Here is a 23,684-nt window from a genome sequence, read left to right as displayed (position 1 = left end):
TCGTCCCCGAATCCGTATGCTCATGCTGAGACCCGCCGCCGCGCATGACGTGTTTCCGGCATCGGTTCAGCGACTTTTCATCGTCACAGGAGCGGCACCATGAAGATCTGCGTCTTCGGAGCGGGAGCAATAGGTGGTTTGATGGGCGTGCAACTGGCACGCGCCGGCGCCGACGTGAGTTTCGTCGCGCGCGGCGCGCATCTGGCGGCCATGCGCGAGCATGGCGCGCGGCTGATCATGGACGGCGAAACGATCAGCGCGCCGGTGCGCTGCACGTCCGACCCGAGTGAACTCGGCGTGCAGGACTTCGTGATCATCACGCTGAAAGCGCACTCGCTGCCCGGCGTGGTCGATGCGATGCAACCGTTGCTCGGCAAGCACACGGCAATCGTCACGGGCGTCAACGGCATTCCGTATTGGTACTTCCATCAACACGGCGGCAAGTTCGCCGGCACGCGTCTCGCCAGCGTCGATCCGGACGGCTCGCAATGGACGAAACTCGGCCCTGAGCGGGCGATCGGCTGCGTGCTTTATCCGGCGGCCGAGATCGTCGAACCGGGCGTCATCAAGCATGTGTACGGCAAGAAATTCCCGATCGGCGAGCCTGACGGCGAACGCACGCCGCGCATTCAGCAGTTGCACGAGATCATGCAGGCGGCGGGTTTCGAAGCGCCGATCCGTGACAATATCCGCGACGAGATCTGGCTCAAGCTGTGGGGCAATCTGTGCTTCAACCCAATCAGCGCATTGACGCACGCCACGCTCGACGTGCTCACCAGCGACCCCGGCACGCGCGCGGTATCGCGCACCATGATGCTCGAAGCCAAACGCATCGCGGAGCAGTTCGGCGTGCATTTCCGGGTGGACGTGGAGCGGCGCATCGACGGCGCAGGCGCGGTCGGTGCGCACAAGACGTCGACGCTGGTCGACCTGGAAAACCGCCGGCCGATGGAGATCGATCCGCTGCTAACGGTCGTGCAGGAGATGGGCCGCCTCGTCGCCGAACCGACACCGACTATCGATGTCGTGCTGGCACTGATCAAACTGCGTGAACGGATGGCGTTGCAGGGCGCCTGAGTACTTTCAGGTTTGAGTTGTTGATGCGATAAAGGATCGAACGCCATGGGCGTTCGATCCTTTTTTCTTGTGCGATTCGGTTGCCGTGAATCTGTTGTCTGGCGGCTATTGGTCAATAGCAAGCCACACCGCTTTAGGCTCGGTGAAGTTCTCGATCGCCACATCGCCGTGCTCGCGGCCGAAGCCGGAATCACCCGAGCCGCCCCATGGCAAACGCACGTCGGTATAGCCGTACGTATTGATCCACACGGTGCCCGCTCGCAGGTCGCGCGCCACCCGATGCACCCGGCCGATGTCCGCGCTCCACACGCCCGCCGCGAGGCTGTACAGCGTACCGTTGGCGATACGCAGCGCGTCGGCTTCGTCGTTGAAACGGATCACGCTGGCCACCGGCCCGAAAATTTCCTCCTGCGAAATACGCATCTCATGCTCGACGTTCGCGAACACCGTGGGCTCGACGAAGAAACCGCGCTCGCCGATACGCGCGCCGCCGGTGACGAGCGACGCCCCTTCCGCGCGCCCGGTTTCCACATAGCCGAGCACCGTCTTCATTTGCGCGGCGGAGATGAGTGGACCCATCGACGTTTCGCGTACCGACGGATCGCCGACCTTGATCGATTTGGCGCGCGCCGCCAGCCGCTCGACCACTTCGTCGTAGACGTCGCGATGCGCGAGAATCCGCGAGCCCGCCGAACACACCTGGCCGGTGTTGAAGAAGATGCCGGAGGCTGCGGCTCGCACCGCATTGTCGAGATTCGCGTCGGGGAAAATCAGATTGGCCGACTTACCGCCAAGCTCCAGCGTCACGCGTTTGAAATTGCCGGCCGCGCCTTGCAGAATGCCGCGCCCTACCGATGGCGAACCGGTGAACGTCACCTTATCGACGCCCGGATGCGCGACCAATGCGTCGCCGACCACGCGTCCCTTGCCGGTGACGATATTCAGCACGCCGGGCGGCACACCGGCTTCGAGCGCCAGTTCGCCAATCCGCAACGCGGTGAGCGGCGTGATCTCCGCCGGTTTGACGATCAGCGTGCAACCGCACGCGAGCGCCGGCGCGATCTTCCACATGCCGATCATCAACGGAAAATTCCACGGCACGATCGCGGCGACTACGCCGACCGGCTCACGCAGCGTGTACGTCAACGCGTCGGGGCGAACCGGCACGACCTGGCCGTTGATCTTGTCGCACCAACCGGCGTAGTACTCGAGCGTATCGATCGCGGCGGGAATGTCCTGACGCATCACCGAGGCAATCGGCTTGCCGGCGTCGAGACTTTCGAGCGCGGCGAGTTCTTCCAGACTGGCGCGCATCAGTCCGGCAAGACGCGCCAGGATGCGGCCGCGATCCGCCGCGCGAATACCGTTCCACACTTTCAACGCGGCGCGCGCCGACTGCACCGCGGCGTCCACATCGGCGGCGCTGCCTTGCGCGACCAGCGCGATCGGCTCTTCGGTGGCGGGGTTGATATCGATGGAGTACTCGCCGGTGCCCGGCGGCAAGCGCTTGCCATCAATCAGCAGATCGTGGCGCTGGAGTTCGGTTGCGGTGTCCATGGTGAAGCTCCTTGCATGGCATGTTGCGTGGGCTGACTGGCGGCGCGTCGGCTGAGGCGAAGGGTGAAGTGTGAAGTCGAGGCTAGGGCTCGTGCAGAGCGGCGCCGCCGCGCAGCGTGGCTGAGCGTGCGAGTTCCGAGGAAGAAGCGGCAGACTGTGCGCCGGTGGCAGGCGAAGTCATAGCAGCGGAAGAATGTGAAGACACAGCCGCAACATGCAACGGCGTAGCACTGCCGGTGTGCGAAGACGTAGCCGCGTCCCGATGCGAAGGCGCGGCGGCCGCGGCAAACTGCGCCCACGCCGCCGAGGCATTCGGCCGAAGAGAACGATTGCGGCGATGCACGAGCCACGTGGTCAGGTTCATCTCCGGCACGAGCGGCCGGCTGACCAACGCGGCACTCAACCCAGGCCAGCGCGCGTCGACCGGTAACACGCCGACGCCAAGGCCGAGCTCGACCATGCGCTGCACCGCCGCGACGTGTCCGAGTTCCTGCATCGGCCGCCGCTTCATGCCGTTCGAACTCAACGCGAGTTCAACTGCCGCGCGCACTCCGGCATCGGCATTCAGCGTGACGATCGGAGACTCGCTCAATCGTGTCCATGCAACATTGCTCTGCCGGGCCAGCGGATGCGTTGACGGCAACACCGCGTGCAGTGGCGTCGTGAAGGTTGCTTGCGCGTGCAACAGATCGCTGTCCAGCGGTTCAGCCGACGACACCACGCCGAAGTCCACTTCGCCCTGCTCCACACTCGCAAGCACGCTGCTCTGCGGCTGATCCCTGACCGACACGATCAACCCGGGAAACGCCGCCGCGCAAACGGCCAATCCCTGCGCCACCCAGCCCGACGACAACACCGGATTGCTTGCGACCACAACCACACCGGTATGACCGTCGAAAGCCGCGCGTTCTTCGCGCAGCGTCAGCTCGATTTCGTCGAGCAAGCGGCCGATCCTTCGTTCGAGACTCGCGCCTGCGTTCGTCAATTCGACCTGGCGCGTAGTCCGGTCGAACAGTTTCAATTCGACGGCTTCTTCGAGTTCGCGCACGCAACGGCTCACCGCCGACTGCGTGAGATCGAACTCGCGCGCCGCGCGCGTAAAGCTCCGTTCACGCGCGACGGCGACAAACACCTTGAGCTGCTGCAGCGAAACGTTCATGACGTCACGGCCCAATGCGGTCGATTCACCCTATTCCCCTGTCTGCTCAGGCCAGTGGCTCAGACGCGAAGCGTTGCCGCCGCTGGCTGCCGCCAGCACGCCTTGCGGCTGATTGTGCGATTCGATCCAGCGCGAGCGCATGGGCGCGAGAATGAATTTCGCCGAGACACCGGCGGCGATCGTCACGACCGCCGAGACGATAAAGACGAGATTCCAGCCGCCGGTAGCGGCCAGCACCGAAGCGATCGGTACGATCAGGGACGCCGTGCCCTTCGCGGTGTACAAGGTGCCCGCATTGGCCGCCGCGTATTTGCTGCCGAACGTATCGGCGCAGATGGCCGGAAAGATCGAGAAGATTTCGCCCCAGAAGAGGAAGATCAGCGCGGCGAACGTCATGAACGCATAGGGATTGCTGCCGTACTGCATCAAGCCGAGCAACGCGAGGCCTTCGCCGATAAAGATCACGAACATCGTGTTCTCGCGGCCGAGCTTGTCGGAAATGAAACCGCACAGCGGACGCGTGAAGCCGTTGCAGACATTGTCGATGGACAATGTCATGGTGAGCAGCGGCAAGGTCATGCCGAACATCGTCATCGGGATGCGCGCGAGCCCCCAGTCTTTCGCGATCGGGCCAATCTGCGCGGTCGCCATCAAGCCGCCCGCCGCCACCGCGACGAACGACACGTAGATCACCCAGAACACCGGCGTCTTGATCATCTGCCCCGGCGTGTAGTCGACCTTCGACACCGCGAACTTCTTGCGCGCCGTCACCTGCTGACGCAAGGTCGGCTTCTTCAGCAACAGCGCGAGCGCCAGAATGCACACGCCTTGCAGAATGCCGAAGAAGAAGAACGTATGCTCGTAACCCGTACGCGTAATCATGTTGGCAATCGGAATCACCGTCACCGCCGCGCCCGCGCCGAAGCCGGCTGCGGTGAGCCCCGCCGCGAGACCGCGACGATCGGGAAACCACTTCAACGCATTGCCGACGCACGTGCCGTACACACCGCCTGCGCCGATCCCCGCGATCACTGCGGAGACATACAACATCGGCAAGGTGGTCGCATACGAATTCATCACCCATGCGAGTCCCGCGCACACCGCGCCGAACGCGACCACCGGCCGCGGGCCGAACTTGTCGACCAGCCAGCCTTCGAGCGGCACGAGCCACGTCTCAGTGAGAATGAAAATCGTGAAGGCGAGTTGAATAGACGCTTCGCCCCAGTGGTGGCGTGAATTCATCGGCGTGACGAACAGCGTCCATGCGTATTGCAGATTGGCCACCAGCGCCATGCACACCATGCCGATGACGAGCTGCCACCAGCGGTTCGTCCAGAAGGCGCCCTTCGGGGCCTGCTGAGTTATATCGTCCATGAGACCTGTCTCCGCCATTTATTCAGTGCTGCGGTTCAACCTGCCGCACTGTATGCGTCCCACCTTATGGTTATGACCCGAAAAGCCTTGCCATTCGGGAATGTTTAATCTTTGCGTCTTTAATCCGCCTGCTTTTTATTTCGCCGGATCGCCTGAATTGCATCGTTTTCCGGGAAGTACTTTATTCGTATCAATTAATGGCCCATGCGGCAGGTCATTTCTGCCTGTCTTGCCGTTTAGTGCCTTGATCCAAGCGTTAACCCGACTACACCGACTAAACCGACACGCCCACGCCCGCCGAGTACTTCTCCCAATACCGCAGTGGCCATTCCGCCTCTTTTACGAACCCATGCTAGGGTCATTGCTGAATTACGAATAATTAAAGTTTGTTATTATGTCGATTCACGTTTGCTTATACATCGGCCATGAAGATGCGCAATGCGACTCTGCGGCAGTTGAAGGTTTTCGAAACGGTGGCGCGCCACCTGAGCTTCTCGCGCGCCGCGGAGGAATTGCATCTCACGCAGCCCGCCGTCTCCACCCAGGTGCGGCAACTCGAAGAACATGCGGGCCTGCCGCTGTTCGAACAGCTCGGCAAAAAGATCTACCTGACGCCGGCCGGCACCGAAATGCTCCACTACAGCCGCGCGATCATTCAGCAGTTCCACGAAGTCGACGAGGCCATGAGTCAGCTCAAAGGCGTCTCCGGCGGCAAGCTGAACGTCGCGGTAATCAGCGCCGGCGACTACTTCTTTCCGCGCGTGCTCGCTGAATTCACGCGCCGCTACTCGGGCGTCGTGTTGAATCTCGCGGTACACAACCGCGCCGAACTGCTGCATCAACTCGCCACTAATCAAACCGATCTCGCGGTGATGGTGCGTCCGCCGCACGAAACCGACGCCACCAACGAACCGTTCGCGCCGCATCCCTACGTGATCGTGGCGGCGCCTACGCATCCGCTCGCTCACAAGCGCAACATCAAGATGAGCCAGTTGGCGAGCGAAGCGTTTATCGTGCGCGAGCGCGGCTCGGACACGTGGAATTCGATGGAAGAAGGTTTCGCGGGACGTCTCGCCAATCTGAAGATCGCAATGGAGATCAAGAGTACCGAGACGATCAAGCAGGCGGTGATTGCCGGCATGGGTATCGCTTTTCTGTCCGCGCATACCATCAGCCTCGAGTTGCAACTCGGCCATCTGGTGGTGCTCGACGTCGAGAGCTTTCCGGTCATGCTCAACTGGTACGTCGTGCATCGCAAGAACAAACGGCTGCCGCCCGTCGCCGTCGCATTCAAGCGCTTCCTGATGGAGGAAGGCGCGAATCTGATCGAGAAGATCACGCGCGTGAAGGAACTGAGTGTGTATAAGCAGTAGGCGATGGCCATGCGACTGAGCCTGAAAAAGCAGGCGCAGTACTACTACGGCGAATTCTCCGCGGCAGTCGCTTGAGCCGCTCGAGCCAATAGAACCGGTCGAGTCGATCGTACCTTGCGGCATGCGTACTCCCCGTGTTGCGATGCCATCACGCGCGGTCAATTGACCGCGCGATCTTCTATTCCGCCATTCAGACCGCTGCTATTGTCGAGGCGTTTTGCGTTGCCGCCTGTATGGCGGTCAATGTATTGCTGAGCGTGCCGATTCCGTCGATCGTGATCGATACCGTTGCGCCGTCCTTGATCGAGCCGACGCCCACCGACGTGCCGCACGCGATCACATCGCCCGGTTCGAGCGTGAGATCGTGCGACAGAAGACTCACCTGCTCCGCCGGCGAGAACACCATATCGTCGAGCGGATAGTTCTGCCGTTCGACCCCATCGAGCAAGGTCACGAGCCGTGCTTGCCGCCAATCGAAACCGGAGACGATCGCCGGGCCGATGCAGCAGAACGTATCGAAGCCCTTCGCGCGCGCCCATTGCGGAAAATGCGGGTTCTCGTTCAATAGATCCGCAGCAGTGACGTCGTTGACGAGCGTATAGCCAAAGATCGCGGCTTCGGCTTCCTCGACGCTCGCATCGCGGCAACGCCGTCCGATCACAATGCCGAGTTCACCTTCGTAGACGATCTTGCCCGCGTAACTGAGCGGCCGACGAATCGGCTCACCCGAACCGATCACCGAGCCCGCCGGCTTCAGCAGAAACAGCGGATGCGTCGGCACGGGCTTATCGAGCTTCGCGGCCAGCGCGTGATAGTTGTTCCACAACGCAACGATCTTGCCGGGCGCGCACGGCGCGAGCGGCGTGAGCGCGCGCGTCGACAGGACCGCGCCGGTCGGCGCCGGTTGTTCGAGACTGGCGTATTCGTGCAGATAGCCACCTTCGACGCGGCCGAACACAATGCCGCCGTCGCTCGACATGAAACGCATCCACGTATCCATATCATTCGCTCCTAGATCGCGCCGGCGGTACGCAATGCGCTGATCTGCTCGGGCGAATAACCGAGTTCCGCCATCACCTCGTCGGTATGTTCGCCGAGCAGCGGCGAGCGTTTGACTTCGGTCGGGCTGTCCGACAGTTTGATCGGATTGCCGACCGTCAGATACTTGCCGCGAGTCGGATGATCCACTTCGACGATCGTGCCGGTTTTGCGCAGCGAAGGCTCTTCCGCGATTTCCTTCATCGACAGGATCGGGCCGCACGGAATGTCGTACTTGTTGAGGATCTCCATGGCCTCGAACTTGGTCTTGGTCATGGTCCAGCGTTCGATCTCCGCGAAGATGTCCTTCAGATGCGGCAAGCGCGCGGCGGGTGTCGCGTAATCGGGATGGGTGGCCCACTCCTCCTTGCCGATCACGTTGCAGATCTTCGCCCACACCGGCGCCTGCGTGATGAAGTAGATATACGCGTTCGGGTCCGTCTCCCAGCCCTTGCACTTCAGAATCCAGCCCGGCTGTCCACCGCCCGACGCATTACCCGCACGCGGCACCGCTTCGCCAAAGGTGCCGTTCGGATATTGCGGGTACTCCTTCATCTGGCCGTTACGCTCTAGCCGCTGCTGGTCACGCAGTTTGACGCGGCACAGATTCAGCACACCGTCCTGCATGGCGGCGAGCACGCGCTGACCGCGTCCGGTTTGCGTGCGCTGGAACAGCGCGGTCACAATGCCGAGCGCCAGATGCAGACCCGTGCCGCTATCGCCGATCTGCGCGCCAGTGACCACCGGCGGGCCGTCGTCGAAACCGGTGGTCGAGGCCGCGCCGCCCGCGCATTGCGCGACGTTCTCGTAGACCTTGCAGTCCTCGTAGGGTCCAGGACCGAAGCCCTTGACGGAGGCGACGATCATGCGCGGATTCAATTCCTGAATCCGCTCCCACGTAAAGCCCATGCGATCCAGCGCACCCGGCGCAAAGTTCTCCACCAGCACATCGCACTTCTGGATCAGCGCTTCGAGCACCTGCTTGCCTTCGGGGTTCTTCGTGTCGATCGTGACGGAGCGCTTGTTGTGGTTCAGCATCGTGAAGTACAGGCTGTCCACGTCCGGAATATCGCGCAACTGCTCACGCGTGATGTCGCCGGCGCCTGCGCGTTCCACCTTGATCACGTCCGCGCCGAACCACGCGAGCAATTGCGTGCAGGTCGGGCCCGATTGCACATGCGTGAAGTCGAGAATGCGCACACCGTCGAGTGCCTTGCTCATGTCGTGTCTCCGTTCGGCCAGAGTTGGCGCTTCAGCGCTGACTCTCGTCCTATCCAAGATAGTTGCGAAAAGGTGCGTCTTTTTTGTGCATCGTTTGATTTCTGGTGCCCAGCGCGGCAGTTGATATATCACATACCATATTTTAAAGACCGTCAAGCGCGGCTTTTCCCGTAGCGCCTCCGCTGCGCGGCAACAAAAAAGCCCGCGGTGTTTGCACACCGCGGGCTTGATTCAATCCGCTGAAACCGGTCAGGAAACCGTTCGAGGCATCAATCCAGGAAGTCGCAATTCGCCTCGACGAACGCGGCCAGATCCAGTGAATGCTGACGCGTGAGACGTTCGGCCAGTTCGGTATCGCGCTGCTCCAGCGCCTCGATAATGCGCAAATGATCGACGATGGAACGCGAAGCGCGATCGCTCTGCGAGATGGTCATGCGGCGGATCGCGCGCACGTGAATGAAGATGTTCTTGATCGTGTCGAGAATAATCTGCGACTTCGACAGTTCGACGATCGCCTGATGAAACGCGATGTTGGCGTCCGAGTACTCGGCGATATGCTCGGCCGGCGTGGCGTCGCGGAAATGGTCGAACATGTGCCGCAGACGGGCGATTTCCTCGTCGCTCGCGTGCAGCGTGGCCAAGCGCGCCGCCATGCTTTCGAGCGCGGCCCACATCTGGATCATCTCGACGATTTCACGCTTGCTCTTGCGCACAATGTAAATGCCGCGTCGCGGCACCATGCGCAGAAAACCTTCCTGTTCGAGCAGCGTCATCGCTTCGCGCACCGGCGTACGGCTCACGCCGAGCGATTCGCTCAGCACGCGTTCGTCGAGGCGGATTTCCTCGCGATTCTGGTAAATGTCCGCGTCGGCGATCGCCTGGCGCAGCATCGCATACGCCTGATCGCGCAAGCTCACGCTCGCGCCGATCGGCTGCAACGACAAAGTCAGCGGCGTACCCACTGCTTCAGTTTGAAGTTCTGACGACATTCATCGCCTCGTGTTGACCGTGCGCACGATACGGTGCGGCCACTGCGCCCCCGTATTGTTCACCCAAACCGACGAACCGGCCATGCTGCGCCGCGAGTTGCGCGACCGGTTGCGGAATCCAGCGGGTTAGCAGAACCGTGGCGGCAGCGCCCAAACCAACGACCGAGACGGCCAGCAGCGCGAGAGGAACAAATTCCATTTTGCAACTCCGAATGATTGAGTAATCGAATGCCTCAATCATATGCTGCAGCGCCGCATTTATCAATATTCCGTATGTAGTATATCAGCGATTGTTGTTTTCAAGATGACATCCTCAAGGTAGCACGCGGGAATCGCCGATGGTTCGCCCCCGCCGTTCAAACGGTCGACACTCGGTCCACGCTCGGTGTAAACGCGCAAAACGCGCGCTATGCGCGCAGTAGTGTCCGATAATCGCGCAATTTGCCTTCAATGCGGATTGTGAGATCTGTCGCGCATCATTAACCTTCGGGGAAATCCTGCCATGTGACAACCGCGGCCACGCCGCCGGCCACCTCACAGCAGCTCGAAAGTTTCCAGGAGACACCGTCATGAGCACTACCCTTCCGACGGCCGCGCCGGCCGATAACCGCACGGCACGCAGCCAGGCCCGCAAGGCCGCGCTCGGCAGCTTCATCGGCGCCGTGGTCGACTGGTACGACTTTCTGCTGTACGGCATCGTCGCCGCGCTGGTCTTCAACGCCGAGTTCTTTCCGAAGGTCAGCCCGGCGATGGGCACGCTCGCGGCCTTCGCCACCTTCGGCGTCGGCTTTCTGTTCCGGCCGCTCGGTGGCTTCGTGTTCGGTCATTACGGCGACCGGCTCGGACGCAAGCGCATGCTGGTGCTCACCGTGATGATGATGGGTTTATCCACCGCGGCAATCGGCCTGCTGCCGTCCTTCGCAACGATCGGCTGGTGGGCGCCGGTGCTACTCGTGACCTTGCGCGCGATTCAGGGTTTCGCGGTGGGCGGCGAATGGGGCGGCGCGGCGTTGATGGCGGTGGAAAGCGCGCCGGAGAAGAAGAAGGCCTTCTACAGCAGCGGCGTGCAGGTCGGCTACGGCGTCGGCCTCGTACTGTCGACCGGGCTGATCGCGATCATCAGCCGCTCGATGGACAACGCGTCGTTCCTGAACTGGGGCTGGCGCCTGCCGTTCCTGTTCAGCGTGGTGCTGGTGCTGATCGCACTGTGGATCCGCTCGAGCATGGAAGAGTCGAAGGAGTTCGTCGAGAAGGTCGGCCAGCACGGCGAACGCAGCGTGCGTCTGCCGATCGTCGAGGCGTTGCTGCGGCATCCCAAGGCGTTCCTGCTGATCATCGCGCTGCGTCTGGCCGAACTGTTCACCATGTATATCGTGACCGCCTTCGCGCTGAACTACTCGACCGCGAACCTCCACATGCCGCGCGAATTCTTCCTCACCATCGGCCTGCTGGTCGGCGCGCTGAGCTGCGTGACGATTCCGTGCTTCGCGTTGCTCGCGGACCGCTGCGGCCGTCGTCGCGTCTATATGATCGGCGCGCTGATCGGCATGCTGAGCGCGGTGCCGTTCTTCCTCGCGCTCGAAGCACGTGCGACGGTCTGGATCGTGATCTTCGCGGTGATGCTCGCGAACGTCGCGCACGACATGGTGGTCAGCGTGCAGCAGCCGATGTTCACCGAGCTGTTCGGCACCGAGTACCGCTATAGCGGCGCGGGCGTCGGCTATCAGGTGGCGAGCGTGGTGGGCGGCGGCTTCACGCCGTTCATTGCGGTCGCGCTGGTCAACTTTGCGGGCGGCTCGTGGCATCCGGTGGCCGCGTATCTCGCGGGCGGCTGCCTGATCTCGGTACTTGTTGCCGCAAAAATGAAGACGGGACGCGGCATCGCCTGAGTTGCTCCTTTTCACTGTCGAGCCGGGCCGGCGTGGCGTTATTGCCACCGCCGGCCCGTTTGCTTTGGGCATCCGGTAATGCGTTCCGCGGGTTTCTACCGCGCGCCGCCGCAATTCGACAGATTACGGTCGCATTTCACCAGGCTAATGCCTTATGTCTTTCTATCTCATATTGCAAACGCATACTTCGCGACCTATCGTTCCACGAAGCGGGTCCGCTCCAGGATTTGCCTACGTCATATGAAATACAAATACATATATTGACGCCCTACAACCCTGTAATTTTTACGCCGTGAGACCTAAAGCATTCTGTATGGCAGCCGATAACAAAGAATTCGTAACTGGAGACCGACCATGAGTAGCATCACCGAGCCGAGCGGGAGTTCAGGCTCTGCCCCCTTCTTTTCCAAACAGGCCACCGTTGCGAAACCGGGTTTTTCGCGCTGGATGGTTCCGCCCGCAGCACTCGCCGTCCACCTTTGTATCGGCCAGGCGTACGCGTTCTCCGTGTTCAACGGACCGCTGACCAAAGTGATCGGCATCACGCAATCCACGGCCGACGACTGGACGCTGACCTCGCTCGGCTGGATCTTTTCGCTGGCGATCGTGTTCCTCGGTTTGTCGGCGGCGTTCGCCGGCAAGTGGCTCGAACATGTCGGCCCGCGCCGCACGATGTTTACCGCAGCGTGCTGCTTCGGCGGCGGCTTCCTCGTGTCGGCGCTCGGCGTGCATCTGCATCAGATCGCGTTGCTGTATCTCGGCTACGGGGTGATCGGCGGCATCGGGCTCGGGCTCGGTTACGTGTCGCCGGTGTCGACGCTGATCCGCTGGTTTCCGGACCGCCGCGGCATGGCGACCGGCATGGCGATCATGGGCTTCGGCGGCGGCGCGATGATCGCCGCGCCGTTGTCGGTGGCGTTGATGAAGCACTTCCAGAGCGCGACCAGCATCGGCGTGGCCGAGACGTTCGTGGTGCTCGGCATTGCCTATTTCATCTCGATGTCGATCGGCGCACTCGCGATCCGCGTGCCGCCGGCGGACTGGAAACCGGCCGGCTGGACGCCGCCCGCGACCAATCAGAAAAAGATGATTTCGCGCAATCACGTGCACATCGATCAGGCGTTGAAGACGCCGCAGTTCTATCTGATCTGGCTGGTGCTGTTCCTCAACGTGACGGCCGGCATCGGCATTCTCGGCCAGGCGTCGGTGATGATTCAGGAGAGCTTCAAGGACACGGTCACCGCGTCCGCGGCGGCCGGTTTCGTGGGCCTGCTGTCGCTGTTCAACATGAGCGGCCGGTTTGTGTGGGCGTCGGCATCGGACTGGATCGGCCGTAAGAACACCTACTTCATCTTCTTCGCGCTCGGCGCGGTGCTGTACTACCTGGTGCCGAGCTTTGCGGCATCCGGCCAGATCGCACTGTTCGTGCTCGCCTACTGCGTGATTCTGACGATGTACGGCGGCGGCTTCGCCACGGTGCCCGCGTATCTCGCGGACATGTTCGGCACGGCGTTCGTGGGCGGGATTCATGGCCGTCTGCTGACGGCGTGGGCGGCCGCCGGCGTGGCCGGTCCGGTGCTGGTGAACTACATCCGCGCGTATGAAGTGGCGCACGGCGTGGCCAAGGCGGATGCCTACACGATGACGGTTCACATCATGGCCGTGCTGCTGGTGGTCGGCTTCGTCTGCAATCTGCTGGTCAAGCGTGTGGACGACAAGCACCACATGACCGACGCACAACTCGCCAAAGGCGCCTGAGGAGACTCGCATGTCGACCATTCAAACCGCGCATCCGACCAACAAGGGCAAGCTCGCCGTGTTCTGGTTGTATGTGACGTTGCCCCTCGCGTGGGGCGTGTTCAACACGCTCACGCAAGCGATGAAGCTGTTCCACTAAGTCGCATCCCGGCGCCCCGCGTTTTCACACGCGGGGCGTTGCGCTTTATCGCGCGTTCAGATCTTCTCGAACAGCACGTCCTGTGCGCCTTCCCACAACACCTTGGTGCCGAGCTCACGCAGCTTGTCCTGTCCTTCGACGATGGTCAGGAAATGGTTGCCCGCGAGCTGCCCCATCTTGCTCGCGAAACAGCACGAACCGTACGCGAGAATGATCTCGGTTTCGCTATAGCCGCCGGGGTAAAACAGAATGTCGCCAACCGACGGATGGCTCGTGTGATTCTCGAAGCCGACCGCCGCGCCGTCGTTCTCGAGTTTGAAATCGCCGAGCGGCACCCAGCAGCCTTCGCCGCTCCAGCGCACGTGAATGATCTTCTGACGGTACGGCAGCAGCTTCAGAAAAGCGGCGACGGTTGCCGGCGCGTCGGGATGAGTTTCGGCGGTAAAAACGTGGCCGCAGGAGGTGATTCGGAGTCGGGTCATCGCTAGATATCCGGTGAGACGGTTGATGAAAGGGTCGGTCGGACGCAGGCAAAGGGGCCATGCTGCAGGCGGCCTATTCTGTCGTCCGATGCAAGGCTTCGACAGATACAGTTGCCCGCCATCTGGTCAGGCCAGTTGGACCAGTTGATGCGACGTGTCCGCTATGCGGCCTAAATCGTGGGACGCCCGCCCCATGCCAGCTTCAAGCATCCTCGGCCACGAAAGTTCGTAGTTTGCAAGCCGCGCAATGCACAGCACACTGCGCAAGGTGCGTGATTACCCTCAGGACGATTCATCGGCTTGCTTGCCCCGGTGAGCGACCCACGGCCCGCCGCCACACTCATGGCGGCAGCGCGGTGCGGCAGCGCAAAATCGTCATGCCGCCCGGCGGCGACACCGGTTGATATCCGGCGCCTTCAACTAGTTTACTTAAGCGTCGGCGGCGACCCGAACTTTGTCTGCCGGCCCGCTGGTCACCCCTGCCGCCGCGCAATCCGTACCATCAGCCGCGCAGCCGGTAAGCAAGCGGCGTCACGCCGTAGCCACGCTTGAACTGCACGGAGAAATGACTGGCGTTCTCGAAACCAACCGTAAGAGCAATCTGCAGCACAGTCTGATCGGTGGCGCGCAGCAGTCTCGCCGCTTCCTCGGGCCGTAAACGCGCCACGAACTGATGCGGCGTCTCGCCGGTCTCGTGGCGAAACACCCGCGCAAAATGAAAACGGCTCAGCCCGGCCTGCGCGACCAGTTCGCTGATCGCCAGATCGCCAGATCGCCAGATCGCCGACGAGGTTCGCGCGAATGTAGTCGGTCACACGGCGAATCCGCCGCGGCACCAGCGCGACGCTGTCGATCAGGCTGCGCTCGATATGCAGGTGAACGGTCGACAGCGGCGCGTCGCTGATCGAGCGCCAGCGCCGCGAGATCGGCACGGGCGGCACGAACCAGACGTCGCCCACCCGCAGATCCGCGCTCTCCTAGCGTCCGTTCAGATTGCGTTCGAGATGCTCGGCGCCGCTCGCGAGCCTCATCGGCGTGAGGTCCTGCAAGCCGGGCGCCTCCAGCAGTGCCTGCTCGTTCGGTTCGAGATACGAGCGCAACACCCGATGCCGCCACGGGCGGTCGACGCTCGACACCAGGTTTTGGCCCGCCATGTAGCGATCGTCGGCGAGCGTCGTTGTCAGCTTTGGAATTCGTGCCATGACGTCTATTCCCAGGAGGTGCCGTATGCCAATGAAAGAAGCCCGCCACACCCGAGTTGCCGGTCAACTATCGGAGCAAGAAATCAAAAATGATAGCAAGGAACCGGCTACCGTAATTTTTGGAAATAGCTAATCATTCAGGTTGTCGTCTTTCACGCGTTTCGAACGCTGGAGCTACCGTTTCATGGAACACGAATGCGATGCGCTGCCGCATTGGCTGACCGGCTCGCCGTCAGGCGAAACCGGGCATACGCCGGCGGCATACAACTCCGTGGTGTCCGCACAACCGGCTTACCCGGCCGGCACGCGACAACCCGGAAAGTCGGCCCACGCGGCCGAAGCACCCAGGGCGTCAAGCCGTACCGCGGCAGGCGCGGCGCCCACCGGTTTTCTCACGCTCTTCACCGAAGAGGAGATCGGCACGCCCTCGCCCGCCGCACGGCGAGCGGCGCCGGTCATCAGTCCGCTGGTGCGTTTTGGCAGTGCGCAGGACCGCATTGAATTTGTGCGGCAGCGCATCAAGCAACTGGGCTTCGATTCGTTCAGCTATACGGCTACGCGCACGTCGGCGCATCACAAGACGATGTTCGTGCTGACGAGCTACGAGTCGCAGACCTGGCTCACGCGTTATTTTCGCGAGCGTTATTTCGAGCTCGATCCGCGCGTGGCGTCGGCGTCACCGACCGGTCTGCCGTTCCTCTGGAATACGGCCGACATGCGCGCCGACCTGCCGCGCGCACAAATGCGCAGCGAGCGGCTCGGCGGCTTGATCGACATGCTGGAGGCAACCGGCCGTAAAAGCGGGATTCTCACGCAGATGCCGCTGCCCGAGCCGGAGCTGTCCGCCAGCCTGTGCTTCAACGCGGAGATCGGCAACCCGCGCTGGATGACGGAGTCGATCGTGGCCGAAACGCTGATGTTCGCGCACACGATCCACGAATTCATCTGGACGCACGCGAAGAGCGTGATCGGTCTCGCGCCCGAGCAGCAGCGGCGCGTAACGCTGAGCGAGTTGCAGCATGCGGTGTTGCGGGCGGTCGTGCAGGGACAGCGGGACAAGGAGATCGCGTACTTCCTTGGACTGTCGCCGCATAACGTCGACTACCATTTGCGCCGCTTGCGGCAGTTGTTCAACGTGCGCAACCGCGTGCAGTTGATCAATGTCGCGCAGGGCTATGTGTCGTAGGGGCAGGCGTCGGGTGGAGACCAGCAGTACAGCAATAAAGTACTGAAGCAGTAAAGCAGTAAAGCTGAAGCAGGTAGAGTCGCGGCCGGCCCGATTGGCGGGTCGGCCGCGGCGAATTCGCCGGACACTGGCAGCAAGGTGCCCGGCCGCAAAGCCGCGCGTTCAAAGCGGCAACACGTAGCACGCCCATTTCGCGCGGCATGCGCGCAACACAGAACCGCGCGCCGTCACACCACTTCGCGCAGCGTGCGCAAACAGTCCGCCGCGAGTTGCTGATACATCCGCGTTCCCGACGACTTCGCACGAATCTCCTCGTCGCTCAGCAGGCGCGCCACGCGCCCCGGCACACCCGCCACCAGCACGCGCGGCGGCACCCGCCAGTCCTTCTTGACGAACGCGCAGGCCGCCACGATGCTGGCCTCGCCGACCACCACACCGTCCATCACTACCGCGTGCATGCCGATCATCGTGTTCGGCTCGAGCGTCGCGCCGTGCACGATCGCACCGTGACCCACATGGCTGTCGACGCCGAGCCAGCAGTGGTTATTGACGCCCGTGTGCAGCACGCAACCGTCCTGCACATTGCTGCCGCGCTCCACCACCACCGCGCCGAAATCGCCGCGCAGGCTCGCGAACGGCGCGATATAACAGCACGCGCCGATCGTCACGTCGCCGATCAGTACCGCGTTGGGATGCACATACGCGGACGGGTCGACGCGCGGCCGCTTGCCGTTGAACTCAAAGAGCGCCATGGCGTGAATGCGGATGTGAATGCCGGTGTGGCTGTGAACACGGACCTGAGCGCATAAGCCCGCGCATCAAGCCGCGCGCTCCGTGAGGTGGTAATCGTCGGCGCCCCAATACGCGCGCATGCGCACGATCTTGCCGGCGACGTCGAAATCCATCACGTCGGTCACGTCGATATAAGCGGGCTGCCCGTCCTGCGTCGCGATATGCACGCGAAAGCTGATCGACGCGCTCTGGCCATGCGAGCCGCGCGGCGGCGCCATCAGTTCAAGCCGCGCGCCCACCGAGGTCGCGTACGCGTAGAACGCGTCGACCTCACTGCGGCCTTCCTTGAGCGGCGTGCCGACCGGATCTTCGATCGTCGCGTTATCGGCGAACAGCGCCGCGACGCGCGCGGCGTCGGCCGCGTTGAACGCTTCGATATAGTCGAGCAGACGCGCCTTCATTGTTTCACTGGTGTTCATCCGTCCTCCTTAGCGCGCGGTGTAGCCGCCGTCGATCACCAGTTCCGTGCCCGTCACATAGCGGCCGGCCGGCGACACCAGATACAGGATGCCCGCCGCGATATCCTGCGGATCGCCGATCTTCGCGAGCGGCACGAGCGTTTTCATATGCGCGAAAATCTGCTCCGGGTCGCCGAGTTTGGCGAAGGCTTCTTCGAGCAGCGGCGTGCGGATAAAGCCGGGGTGCACGGAATTCGCGCGAATGTTCTGCGTCGCGTACAGCATCGCTTCGGTCTTCGCCATCAAACGCACCGCGCCTTTCGACGCGTGATACGCGGGCACGTCCGGTCCGCCGACCAGCCCGTACATCGACGAGAGATTCACGATCGACCCGCCGCCCGCGGTCAGCAGGTGCGGAATTGCGTACTTGGTGCAGAGGAACACGCCGGTCACGTTCACGTCGATGACTTTCTGCCATTGCTGCAGCGTCATTTCGTGCGTCGGCAGATTCGCGCCTTCAATGCCCGCGTTATTCACCAGCGCGTCGAGCCGGCCGAAGCGCGCGGCGATTTCGCCGAACACGCGCTGCACGTCGTTTTCCTGCGTGACGTCCATCTTCCAGAACGCCGCCTTGCCGCCCGACTCGTTGATCTCGGCGACCAGTTGCTCGCCCGCTTCCGTCAGCACGTCGAGCACCGCGATGGCCGAACCGGCCGCCGCCAGCGTGCGCGCGGTTTGTGCGCCGATGCCGCGCGCGCCGCCGGTGATCGCGGCCACCTTGCCGCTCATGTCGAACAGTTGATGGGGAAATGCCATACCGTCTCCTTCGTGTTGTAGTGGGATTGCCGGACCGCGTCGATCTATGCAGCGCCGCAGCCTGCAGGATGCCTCAAGCGGCGCGCCTGTCCGCGAGAAATTCCAGACATTCGCGATTGAAGTACTCGCGATGCTCGACCATCACCCAATGGCCGCAGCGATTCATCAGCACAAAGCGCGCGTCGGCGCAGTGTTCGAGAAAACGCATCGCGCCGCTGGCCGGATTGAAGCGATCGTCGCTGCCCCAGAAACCGAGCACGGGACATTGCAGTTCGGCGAGACGTCCGGTGAGATTCGGCACGCGCATGGTCGACAGCACTTCGGGCGGCTGTTGTTCGCACACGCGCAGGCGTTCGTCGACCAGCGCGTCGGTCACGAGGCTGCGGTCGTAGACCAGCATTTCGAGCAGTTGACGCAGGGTCAACCGGTTCATCTGCCGGTTCGTGAACAGCGACACCATCTTCTGGATGCCGTCCATTTTGAAGTACGTTTCGCGCTCTTCGACACCGCCCGGCGCCATCATGATCAGACTGTCGACGTCGTCCGGATAGTCGAGCGCGTATTGCAACGCGATCGCGCCGCCGAGCGAATTGCCGAGCAACGTGGCGCGGCCGATGCCGTTGGCGGTTAGTTGCGCGCGCAACGCTTTGACGAAGAAGTCGAGCGTATAGAGCGCGTCCGAAGGTTTCGACGACGCGCCGTAACCCGGCAGATCGACCACGATCGCCCGATGTCCGGCCGCGGCGAAACGCGGGTAATTGTGTTTGAAATTACTGAAGCCGCTTGCGCCGGGTCCGCTGCCGTGAATGAACACGACGGGCGCGCCGCTGCCGGCTTCGAAGTGATGGAGCGTGAGGCCGCCGGGCGCCTCCGTGAAAATCCCGACGGGCGCTTCCGAAGGCGTGCGGGCTTTCGGTGTGGCTTCCTGGAAGCCGGTGGGCGTTGCGGTCATGCGCACTTGTCTCCTTCGACCGGGCTCGGCGCTCCTGCGCCTACTGCGGTCCATGCAACACGGTTGCGGTCTCGCGCCGCGCTCTCCGGCGCGGCCGATGGTAGGAACATCACCAGCGCAACCATCATCGGCGCGCGGGCGAGCGTCGGCATCGTCTTTTCAGACTACGAGGCGCCGCCGCATTTCTCCTACCATCGGCCCCACACGAACGAATGGAGACAGCGGCAATGACGGGATTCGATTACAGCGGCAAGGTCGTGCTGGTGACGGGCGGCACGAAAGGAATCGGTGCAGGCATCGCGCAGGCGTTTGTCGAAGCAGGCGCCACGGTTTATGTGTGCGGACGCACCGATGCACACGCACCCGATTTAGCCTCCCGTTTCATCGCCGCCGACGTGCGCGACATCGACGCGATCGACGCCCTGCTCGCGCAGATCGAACACGAAACCGGCCGCCTCGACGTGGTGATCAACAACGCGGGCGGCGCGCCGTTCGCACTCGCCGCCGACGCCTCGCCGCGCTTCACCGAGGCGGTGATCCGCCTGAACCTGCTCGCGCCGCTGCAACTCGCGCAACGCGCCAACGCACGCATGCAGCGGCAAAGCGAAGGCGGCGTACTGCTGTTCATCGGCAGCGTGAGCGGCTTGCGTGCGTCGCCCGGCACGGCGGCTTACGGCGCGGCCAAAGCGGGCCTGCTCAATGCGGTGCGCTCGCTCGCCGTCGAATGGGCGCCGAAAGTGCGCGTCTGCGCGGTGAGCCCGAGTCTCGTGGAAACCGAAGCCGCCACCAGCGGCCACACCGGCTCGTCGGCGGCGGACGCGCACAACGCACTCGCCGGCATTACCGCGACGATTCCCGCCGGCCGCCTCGCGCAGCCCGCCGATATCGCGTCCGCCTGCCTGTTCCTCGCCTCGCCGCACGCGACCTACGCATCGGGCAGCAACCTGATTCTCGAAGGCGGTGGCGAAGTGCCGGCCTTTCTCGCCGCGAGCGGCCAGCTTCGCCAGTCGACCACGTAAAGCACACGCGCGCACGGCCCGCGCCCCCCCAGGACAAGCGACTAGTCCGTTTTGACGATTCCCGCCCTGCACGTGGCCCCTAACCTCTGATCACAACAAATTTCAGACGTGACCACAGAGGAGACAGGATGCAGATCAACGGAACACAGGAGCGCGCACCGGCACTGCGCGCGGTGTGCGCGGCATGCAAACTCGCCATGCTGACAGCGGCGACGCTAACCGTCGCACCCGCTTACGCGGGCGACACGGTCAATCTCGGCGTCGACACTACGCTCGATTACACCTTCACGCTCGGTTACGGTCTGGGCATGCGCACGCGTGCGCCGAGCGGCAATCTGCTGACGCCCGCGAACATCAACGGCGACGACGGCGACCGCAATTTTGGCAAGAACAAGCTGATTGAAAACCAGGTGAGCGTGCTCGGCGAAGTGAACCTGAAGCACGACGACTGGGGCGTCTTCGTCCGCGCCGACACGTTCTACGATCAGGCGTATCAGCACTCCAACTACAACGACGCGCCCGGCACCGTGAATCACGGCGGCGTGTACAACAACTTCACCGAACAGGCCAACTACTGGGCGGGCGGCCGCACGCAACTGCTCGCCGCTTACGTCTACAACACCTTCAAACTGGGCGGCACGAGCCTGAACGTGAAGGTCGGCGATCAGGTCGTGGCGTGGGGCGAGAGCGTGTTCTTCCCGAACATCGCGGGCGCGCAAGGCCCGGCCGACGCGACCAAATCGTTCGTCGCCGGCGCGGAAGTCAAAGACATTCTGTTGCCGGTGCCGCAGATCTCGACGCAATGGCAGATCGCGCCGAACTTCAGCCTGCTCGGCTACTACCAGTTCTCGTTCCAGCCGAATCAACTGAGTGCGCCGGGCAGCTACATGAGCTATTCCGACGTGGTCGGCCCAGGCGCTGAATACATCATCGGACCCGGCGGGGTGCAGATCCCGCGTGCTCCCGACAGTCGTCCCGGCAATAGCGGCCAATGGGGTCTCGGCGCACGCTGGCGAGTACTCGGCGACACCGAGATCGGCGCTTACTACCTGCACTACAACGACATGAATCCCAGTGTCGTGACGACGTACTTCCCCACGCTGTCGTATCAGGAGAAGTTCTTCGACAACATCAAGCTCACCGGCCTGAGCTTCTCGACCGATCTGAACGGCGTGAACGTCGCGGGCGAAACCTCGTACCGCCAGGGCGCGGCCGTGCTCGTCAACACGCCGCTCGGCGCGCAGTCCACGCGCGGCGACGTCTGGCAATCGAACCTGTCCGCGATCTATTCGATCGGCCCGACCTTCCTCGCCGCCTCGCAGACGCTGGTAGGTGAAGTCTCGTATGTTCACGCCGGCAACATCACGCCGCTGCTCGGCTCCACCACGCTCGCCAACACGCGCAATGCCGCTGCGTTCGAGGTGGCCTGGACGCTCAGCTACAAGAACGTTTTCAACGGTTGGGACGTCGACGTGCCGCTCACCTACTCGGACGACTTCACCGGCAAGTCGTCGCTAGCCGGCGCGCTCGGTTCGATGACCGGCGTGGGCGACCACCGCGTGACGGTCGGCGTGACCTTCACGCGCCTGAGCAACCTGCAGCTCGCGCTGGTCTACGCGAAGTTCCTCGGCACGCCGGACCCGGTCAACCGTCCGCTGGCCGATCGCGACTATGTACTCGCCACCGCGAAGTACTCGTTCTGACCGTTCTGACTTTAGCGCGCCGGCCCGCGTCGTCAACATGACGCGCCGGTGCGTCAGAACCTGCATCACCCTTTGAATCAGCCGTCTTTTTACTGCAAGAGGATTTGGTCATGAGTCGAATTTTCAATCCCGCCCTGCGTGTCTGCGTGTTCGCCGTGGGCGCCGCGCTCGCTGCCTCATTAGGCACCCCGTCGTTCGCCAAAACCAGCCCGGAAGATCTCGCCAAACTCGAAGGCCCCCTCACGCCGATGGGTGCCGAACGCGCGGGCAACGCCGACGGCACGATCCCCGCGTGGAGCGGCAAATGGTTCGGCACGCCGCCAGGCGTCGACTATAAAGCGGGGCAACGCTTCCCCGATCCGTATGCGAGCGAGAAGCCGCTCTTCGTGATTACCGCGCAAAACATGCAGCAATATGAAGCGCGTTTGACCGACGGCGAAAAAGCGCTGCTGAAGAAATATCCCGACACGTTCAAGATTCCGGTCTATCCGAGCCACCGCGATTTCAGCTACGGCGACGCCGTGTACAAGGACATTCGCCAGTACGCGCCGAACACGACGATGACGAAAGACCAGAACGGCCTGAAGGATTTCCCGCCGGTCACGCCGTTCCCGGTGCCGAAGAGTGGCGTGGAAGCGATGTGGGATCTGCGCTTCGCGTCGGCGATTGAAGGCGAAACCGCGACCTACGACCAGGCGGTCGTCTATCCGGACGGCAATATTGCATGGGGCAAGGTGCAATACGCGATTTACGGGCCGCGCAGCGCGGACCATTTCGATCCGAAGAATGCACTGAACGCGAAGAGCTTCTTCCGTCAGACCACCATGTTGCCGCTGTCCGACCGCGGCACGATTATCACCGGCTATGAAATGTGGGACCAGGAAGGCTCCGACACGCGCCGTACCTGGTCATATAACCCCGGCACGCGACGCGTGCGCCAGGCGCCCGAATTCGGTTTCGACCAGCCCGAAGGCCCCGGCGGTTTCCGCACCGTCGACGACGACCGCCTGTTCAACGGCTCGGGCGAACGCTACGACTGGAAGATCGTCGGCAAGCGCGAGGTCTACGTGCCGTACGACAACTACAAGCTGATGGACCCGTCGATCAAGTACACCGATCTGCTGACCAAGGGTCACGAGAATACCCAGTACATGCGCTTCGAACTGCATCGCGTGTGGGTATTGCAGGCGACGCTGAAGTCCGGCTATCGCCATCAATACGCGAAACGTGTGCTGTATCTCGACGAAGACACATGGAATGCCGTTGCCGCCGACAACTACGACGCACGCGGCACGCTGTGGCGCACGAACCTCGCGCCGACGCTGTATGCGTTCGACGCCAGGTCGTTCTATTCGACCGCGGTGTTCTATCACGATCTGATTTCGGGCGCCTATTACGCCGACCGTCTGTCGAATCAGGAACCGATGCCGGTGCTTACGCGCGGCTCGCAACTGACCGAAGCGTACTTCTCGCCCGACGCGATTCGCGGCGCGGGCAACTAAACCCGCCTGCGCTTTCAGGCGCATGGGAGCCCGGGCCGTTGCAACTCAGTTCGTGTGT

The 23,684-nt window shown here is 62.7% G+C and carries 21 protein-coding genes and 1 pseudogene; 9 read left to right on the top strand and 13 right to left on the bottom strand.

Annotated features, from left to right (window positions below):
• Positions 1-99: 99 nt before the first annotated feature.
• Complete coding sequence (locus tag FA94_RS23730; RefSeq protein WP_035555877.1) at positions 100-1,077, top strand: 2-dehydropantoate 2-reductase; 978 nt, start codon at positions 100-102, stop codon at positions 1,075-1,077.
• A gap of 105 nt (positions 1,078-1,182) precedes the next feature.
• On the opposite strand, the gene FA94_RS23725 is transcribed toward FA94_RS23730, so the two are convergent.
• From FA94_RS23725 to oxlT, 3 genes are all read right to left on the bottom strand, one after another.
• Complete coding sequence (locus FA94_RS23725) at positions 1,183-2,634, bottom strand: aldehyde dehydrogenase family protein (protein WP_035555875.1); 1,452 nt, start codon at positions 2,632-2,634, stop codon at positions 1,183-1,185.
• Positions 2,635-2,716: 82 nt separating this feature from the next.
• The gene (locus FA94_RS23720) at positions 2,717-3,793 is read right to left on the bottom strand and encodes a LysR family transcriptional regulator (protein ID WP_035555873.1); all 1,077 of its coding nucleotides are present in this window, start codon (positions 3,791-3,793) and stop codon (positions 2,717-2,719) included.
• A gap of 30 nt (positions 3,794-3,823) precedes the next feature.
• The gene (oxlT, locus tag FA94_RS23715; protein ID WP_035555871.1) at positions 3,824-5,167 is read right to left on the bottom strand and encodes an oxalate/formate MFS antiporter; all 1,344 of its coding nucleotides are present in this window, start codon (positions 5,165-5,167) and stop codon (positions 3,824-3,826) included.
• Positions 5,168-5,592: 425 nt separating this feature from the next.
• Between oxlT and FA94_RS23710 the strand changes: the two genes are divergently transcribed.
• Positions 5,593-6,540, top strand: a complete 948-nt coding sequence (locus FA94_RS23710) for a LysR family transcriptional regulator (protein WP_035555869.1) — start codon at positions 5,593-5,595, stop codon at positions 6,538-6,540.
• A gap of 190 nt (positions 6,541-6,730) precedes the next feature.
• Here FA94_RS23710 and FA94_RS23705 read toward each other — a convergent pair whose 3' ends face one another.
• From FA94_RS23705 to FA94_RS23690, 4 genes are all read right to left on the bottom strand, one after another.
• The gene (locus tag FA94_RS23705; protein ID WP_035555867.1) at positions 6,731-7,540 is read right to left on the bottom strand and encodes a fumarylacetoacetate hydrolase family protein; all 810 of its coding nucleotides are present in this window, start codon (positions 7,538-7,540) and stop codon (positions 6,731-6,733) included.
• A gap of 11 nt (positions 7,541-7,551) precedes the next feature.
• A complete protein-coding gene (frc, locus tag FA94_RS23700) occupies positions 7,552-8,799 on the bottom strand; it encodes a formyl-CoA transferase (protein ID WP_035555866.1) in 1,248 nt (415 codons plus the stop codon).
• 269 nt (positions 8,800-9,068) lie between these two features.
• Positions 9,069-9,788 (bottom strand): GntR family transcriptional regulator, encoded by a 720-nt coding sequence (locus FA94_RS23695; RefSeq protein ID WP_035555864.1) that lies wholly within the window; start codon positions 9,786-9,788, stop codon positions 9,069-9,071.
• The gene (locus FA94_RS23690) at positions 9,766-9,987 is read right to left on the bottom strand and encodes a hypothetical protein (RefSeq protein WP_035555863.1); all 222 of its coding nucleotides are present in this window, start codon (positions 9,985-9,987) and stop codon (positions 9,766-9,768) included. The genes FA94_RS23695 and FA94_RS23690 overlap by 23 nt, the downstream gene beginning before the upstream one ends.
• 370 nt (positions 9,988-10,357) lie before the next feature.
• Between FA94_RS23690 and shiA the strand changes: the two genes are divergently transcribed.
• The 3 genes from shiA to FA94_RS23675 all read left to right on the top strand — a co-directional run bounded on the left by shiA (position 10,358) and on the right by FA94_RS23675 (position 13,574).
• Positions 10,358-11,677, top strand: a complete 1,320-nt coding sequence (shiA, locus tag FA94_RS23685; RefSeq protein WP_035555861.1) for a shikimate transporter — start codon at positions 10,358-10,360, stop codon at positions 11,675-11,677.
• A 354-nt stretch (positions 11,678-12,031) separates the two neighbouring features.
• Positions 12,032-13,435 (top strand): L-lactate MFS transporter, encoded by a 1,404-nt coding sequence (locus FA94_RS23680; RefSeq protein WP_035555859.1) that lies wholly within the window; start codon positions 12,032-12,034, stop codon positions 13,433-13,435.
• A 10-nt stretch (positions 13,436-13,445) separates the two neighbouring features.
• On the top strand, positions 13,446-13,574 hold the full coding sequence (locus FA94_RS23675; RefSeq protein ID WP_035555857.1) for an MFS transporter small subunit: 129 nt from the start codon (positions 13,446-13,448) through the stop codon (positions 13,572-13,574).
• A 56-nt stretch (positions 13,575-13,630) separates the two neighbouring features.
• Here FA94_RS23675 and FA94_RS23670 read toward each other — a convergent pair whose 3' ends face one another.
• Both FA94_RS23670 and FA94_RS39925 read right to left on the bottom strand, forming a co-directional pair.
• Positions 13,631-14,056: a DUF3830 family protein gene (locus FA94_RS23670; RefSeq protein ID WP_035555855.1), complete on the bottom strand. Its 426-nt coding sequence runs from the start codon at positions 14,054-14,056 to the stop codon at positions 13,631-13,633.
• A gap of 502 nt (positions 14,057-14,558) precedes the next feature.
• A pseudogene (locus FA94_RS39925) lies at positions 14,559-15,258 on the bottom strand (helix-turn-helix domain-containing protein).
• 184 nt (positions 15,259-15,442) lie between these two features.
• Here FA94_RS39925 and FA94_RS23660 point away from each other — a divergent pair.
• On the top strand, positions 15,443-16,444 hold the full coding sequence (locus FA94_RS23660; RefSeq protein ID WP_035562845.1) for a helix-turn-helix transcriptional regulator: 1,002 nt from the start codon (positions 15,443-15,445) through the stop codon (positions 16,442-16,444).
• A gap of 227 nt (positions 16,445-16,671) precedes the next feature.
• On the opposite strand, the gene FA94_RS23655 is transcribed toward FA94_RS23660, so the two are convergent.
• The 4 genes from FA94_RS23655 to FA94_RS23640 form a co-directional block, all read right to left on the bottom strand.
• Positions 16,672-17,196: an acyltransferase gene (locus tag FA94_RS23655; RefSeq protein ID WP_035555853.1), complete on the bottom strand. Its 525-nt coding sequence runs from the start codon at positions 17,194-17,196 to the stop codon at positions 16,672-16,674.
• 66 nt (positions 17,197-17,262) lie between these two features.
• Positions 17,263-17,655: a nuclear transport factor 2 family protein gene (locus FA94_RS23650; protein ID WP_035555851.1), complete on the bottom strand. Its 393-nt coding sequence runs from the start codon at positions 17,653-17,655 to the stop codon at positions 17,263-17,265.
• A gap of 9 nt (positions 17,656-17,664) precedes the next feature.
• Entirely contained in the window at positions 17,665-18,450 is a 786-nt protein-coding gene (locus tag FA94_RS23645) for an SDR family NAD(P)-dependent oxidoreductase (protein ID WP_035555849.1), read from the bottom strand.
• A gap of 73 nt (positions 18,451-18,523) precedes the next feature.
• Positions 18,524-19,402, bottom strand: coding sequence for an alpha/beta fold hydrolase (locus FA94_RS23640; RefSeq protein WP_051980691.1), 879 nt, complete (start codon positions 19,400-19,402; stop codon positions 18,524-18,526).
• 227 nt (positions 19,403-19,629) lie between these two features.
• On the opposite strand from FA94_RS23640, the gene FA94_RS23635 reads away from it, so the two are divergent.
• The 3 genes from FA94_RS23635 (at position 19,630) to FA94_RS23625 (ending at position 23,626) form a co-directional block, all read left to right on the top strand.
• On the top strand, positions 19,630-20,421 hold the full coding sequence (locus tag FA94_RS23635; RefSeq protein ID WP_035555847.1) for an SDR family oxidoreductase: 792 nt from the start codon (positions 19,630-19,632) through the stop codon (positions 20,419-20,421).
• A 197-nt stretch (positions 20,422-20,618) separates the two neighbouring features.
• Positions 20,619-22,124 carry a DUF1302 domain-containing protein gene (locus FA94_RS23630; RefSeq protein WP_408304422.1) on the top strand — a complete coding sequence of 502 codons (1,506 nt, stop codon included), beginning with the start codon at positions 20,619-20,621 and terminating at the stop codon, positions 22,122-22,124.
• Positions 22,125-22,234: 110 nt separating this feature from the next.
• On the top strand, positions 22,235-23,626 hold the full coding sequence (locus FA94_RS23625) for a DUF1329 domain-containing protein (RefSeq protein ID WP_035555843.1): 1,392 nt from the start codon (positions 22,235-22,237) through the stop codon (positions 23,624-23,626).
• Positions 23,627-23,684 lie beyond the last annotated feature (58 nt).

Origin of the sequence: Burkholderia sp. 9120 (genome assembly GCF_000745015.1) — a bacterium.
GTDB lineage: Bacteria > Pseudomonadota > Gammaproteobacteria > Burkholderiales > Burkholderiaceae > Paraburkholderia.
This window is presented reverse-complemented; position numbering and strand designations above follow the sequence as displayed.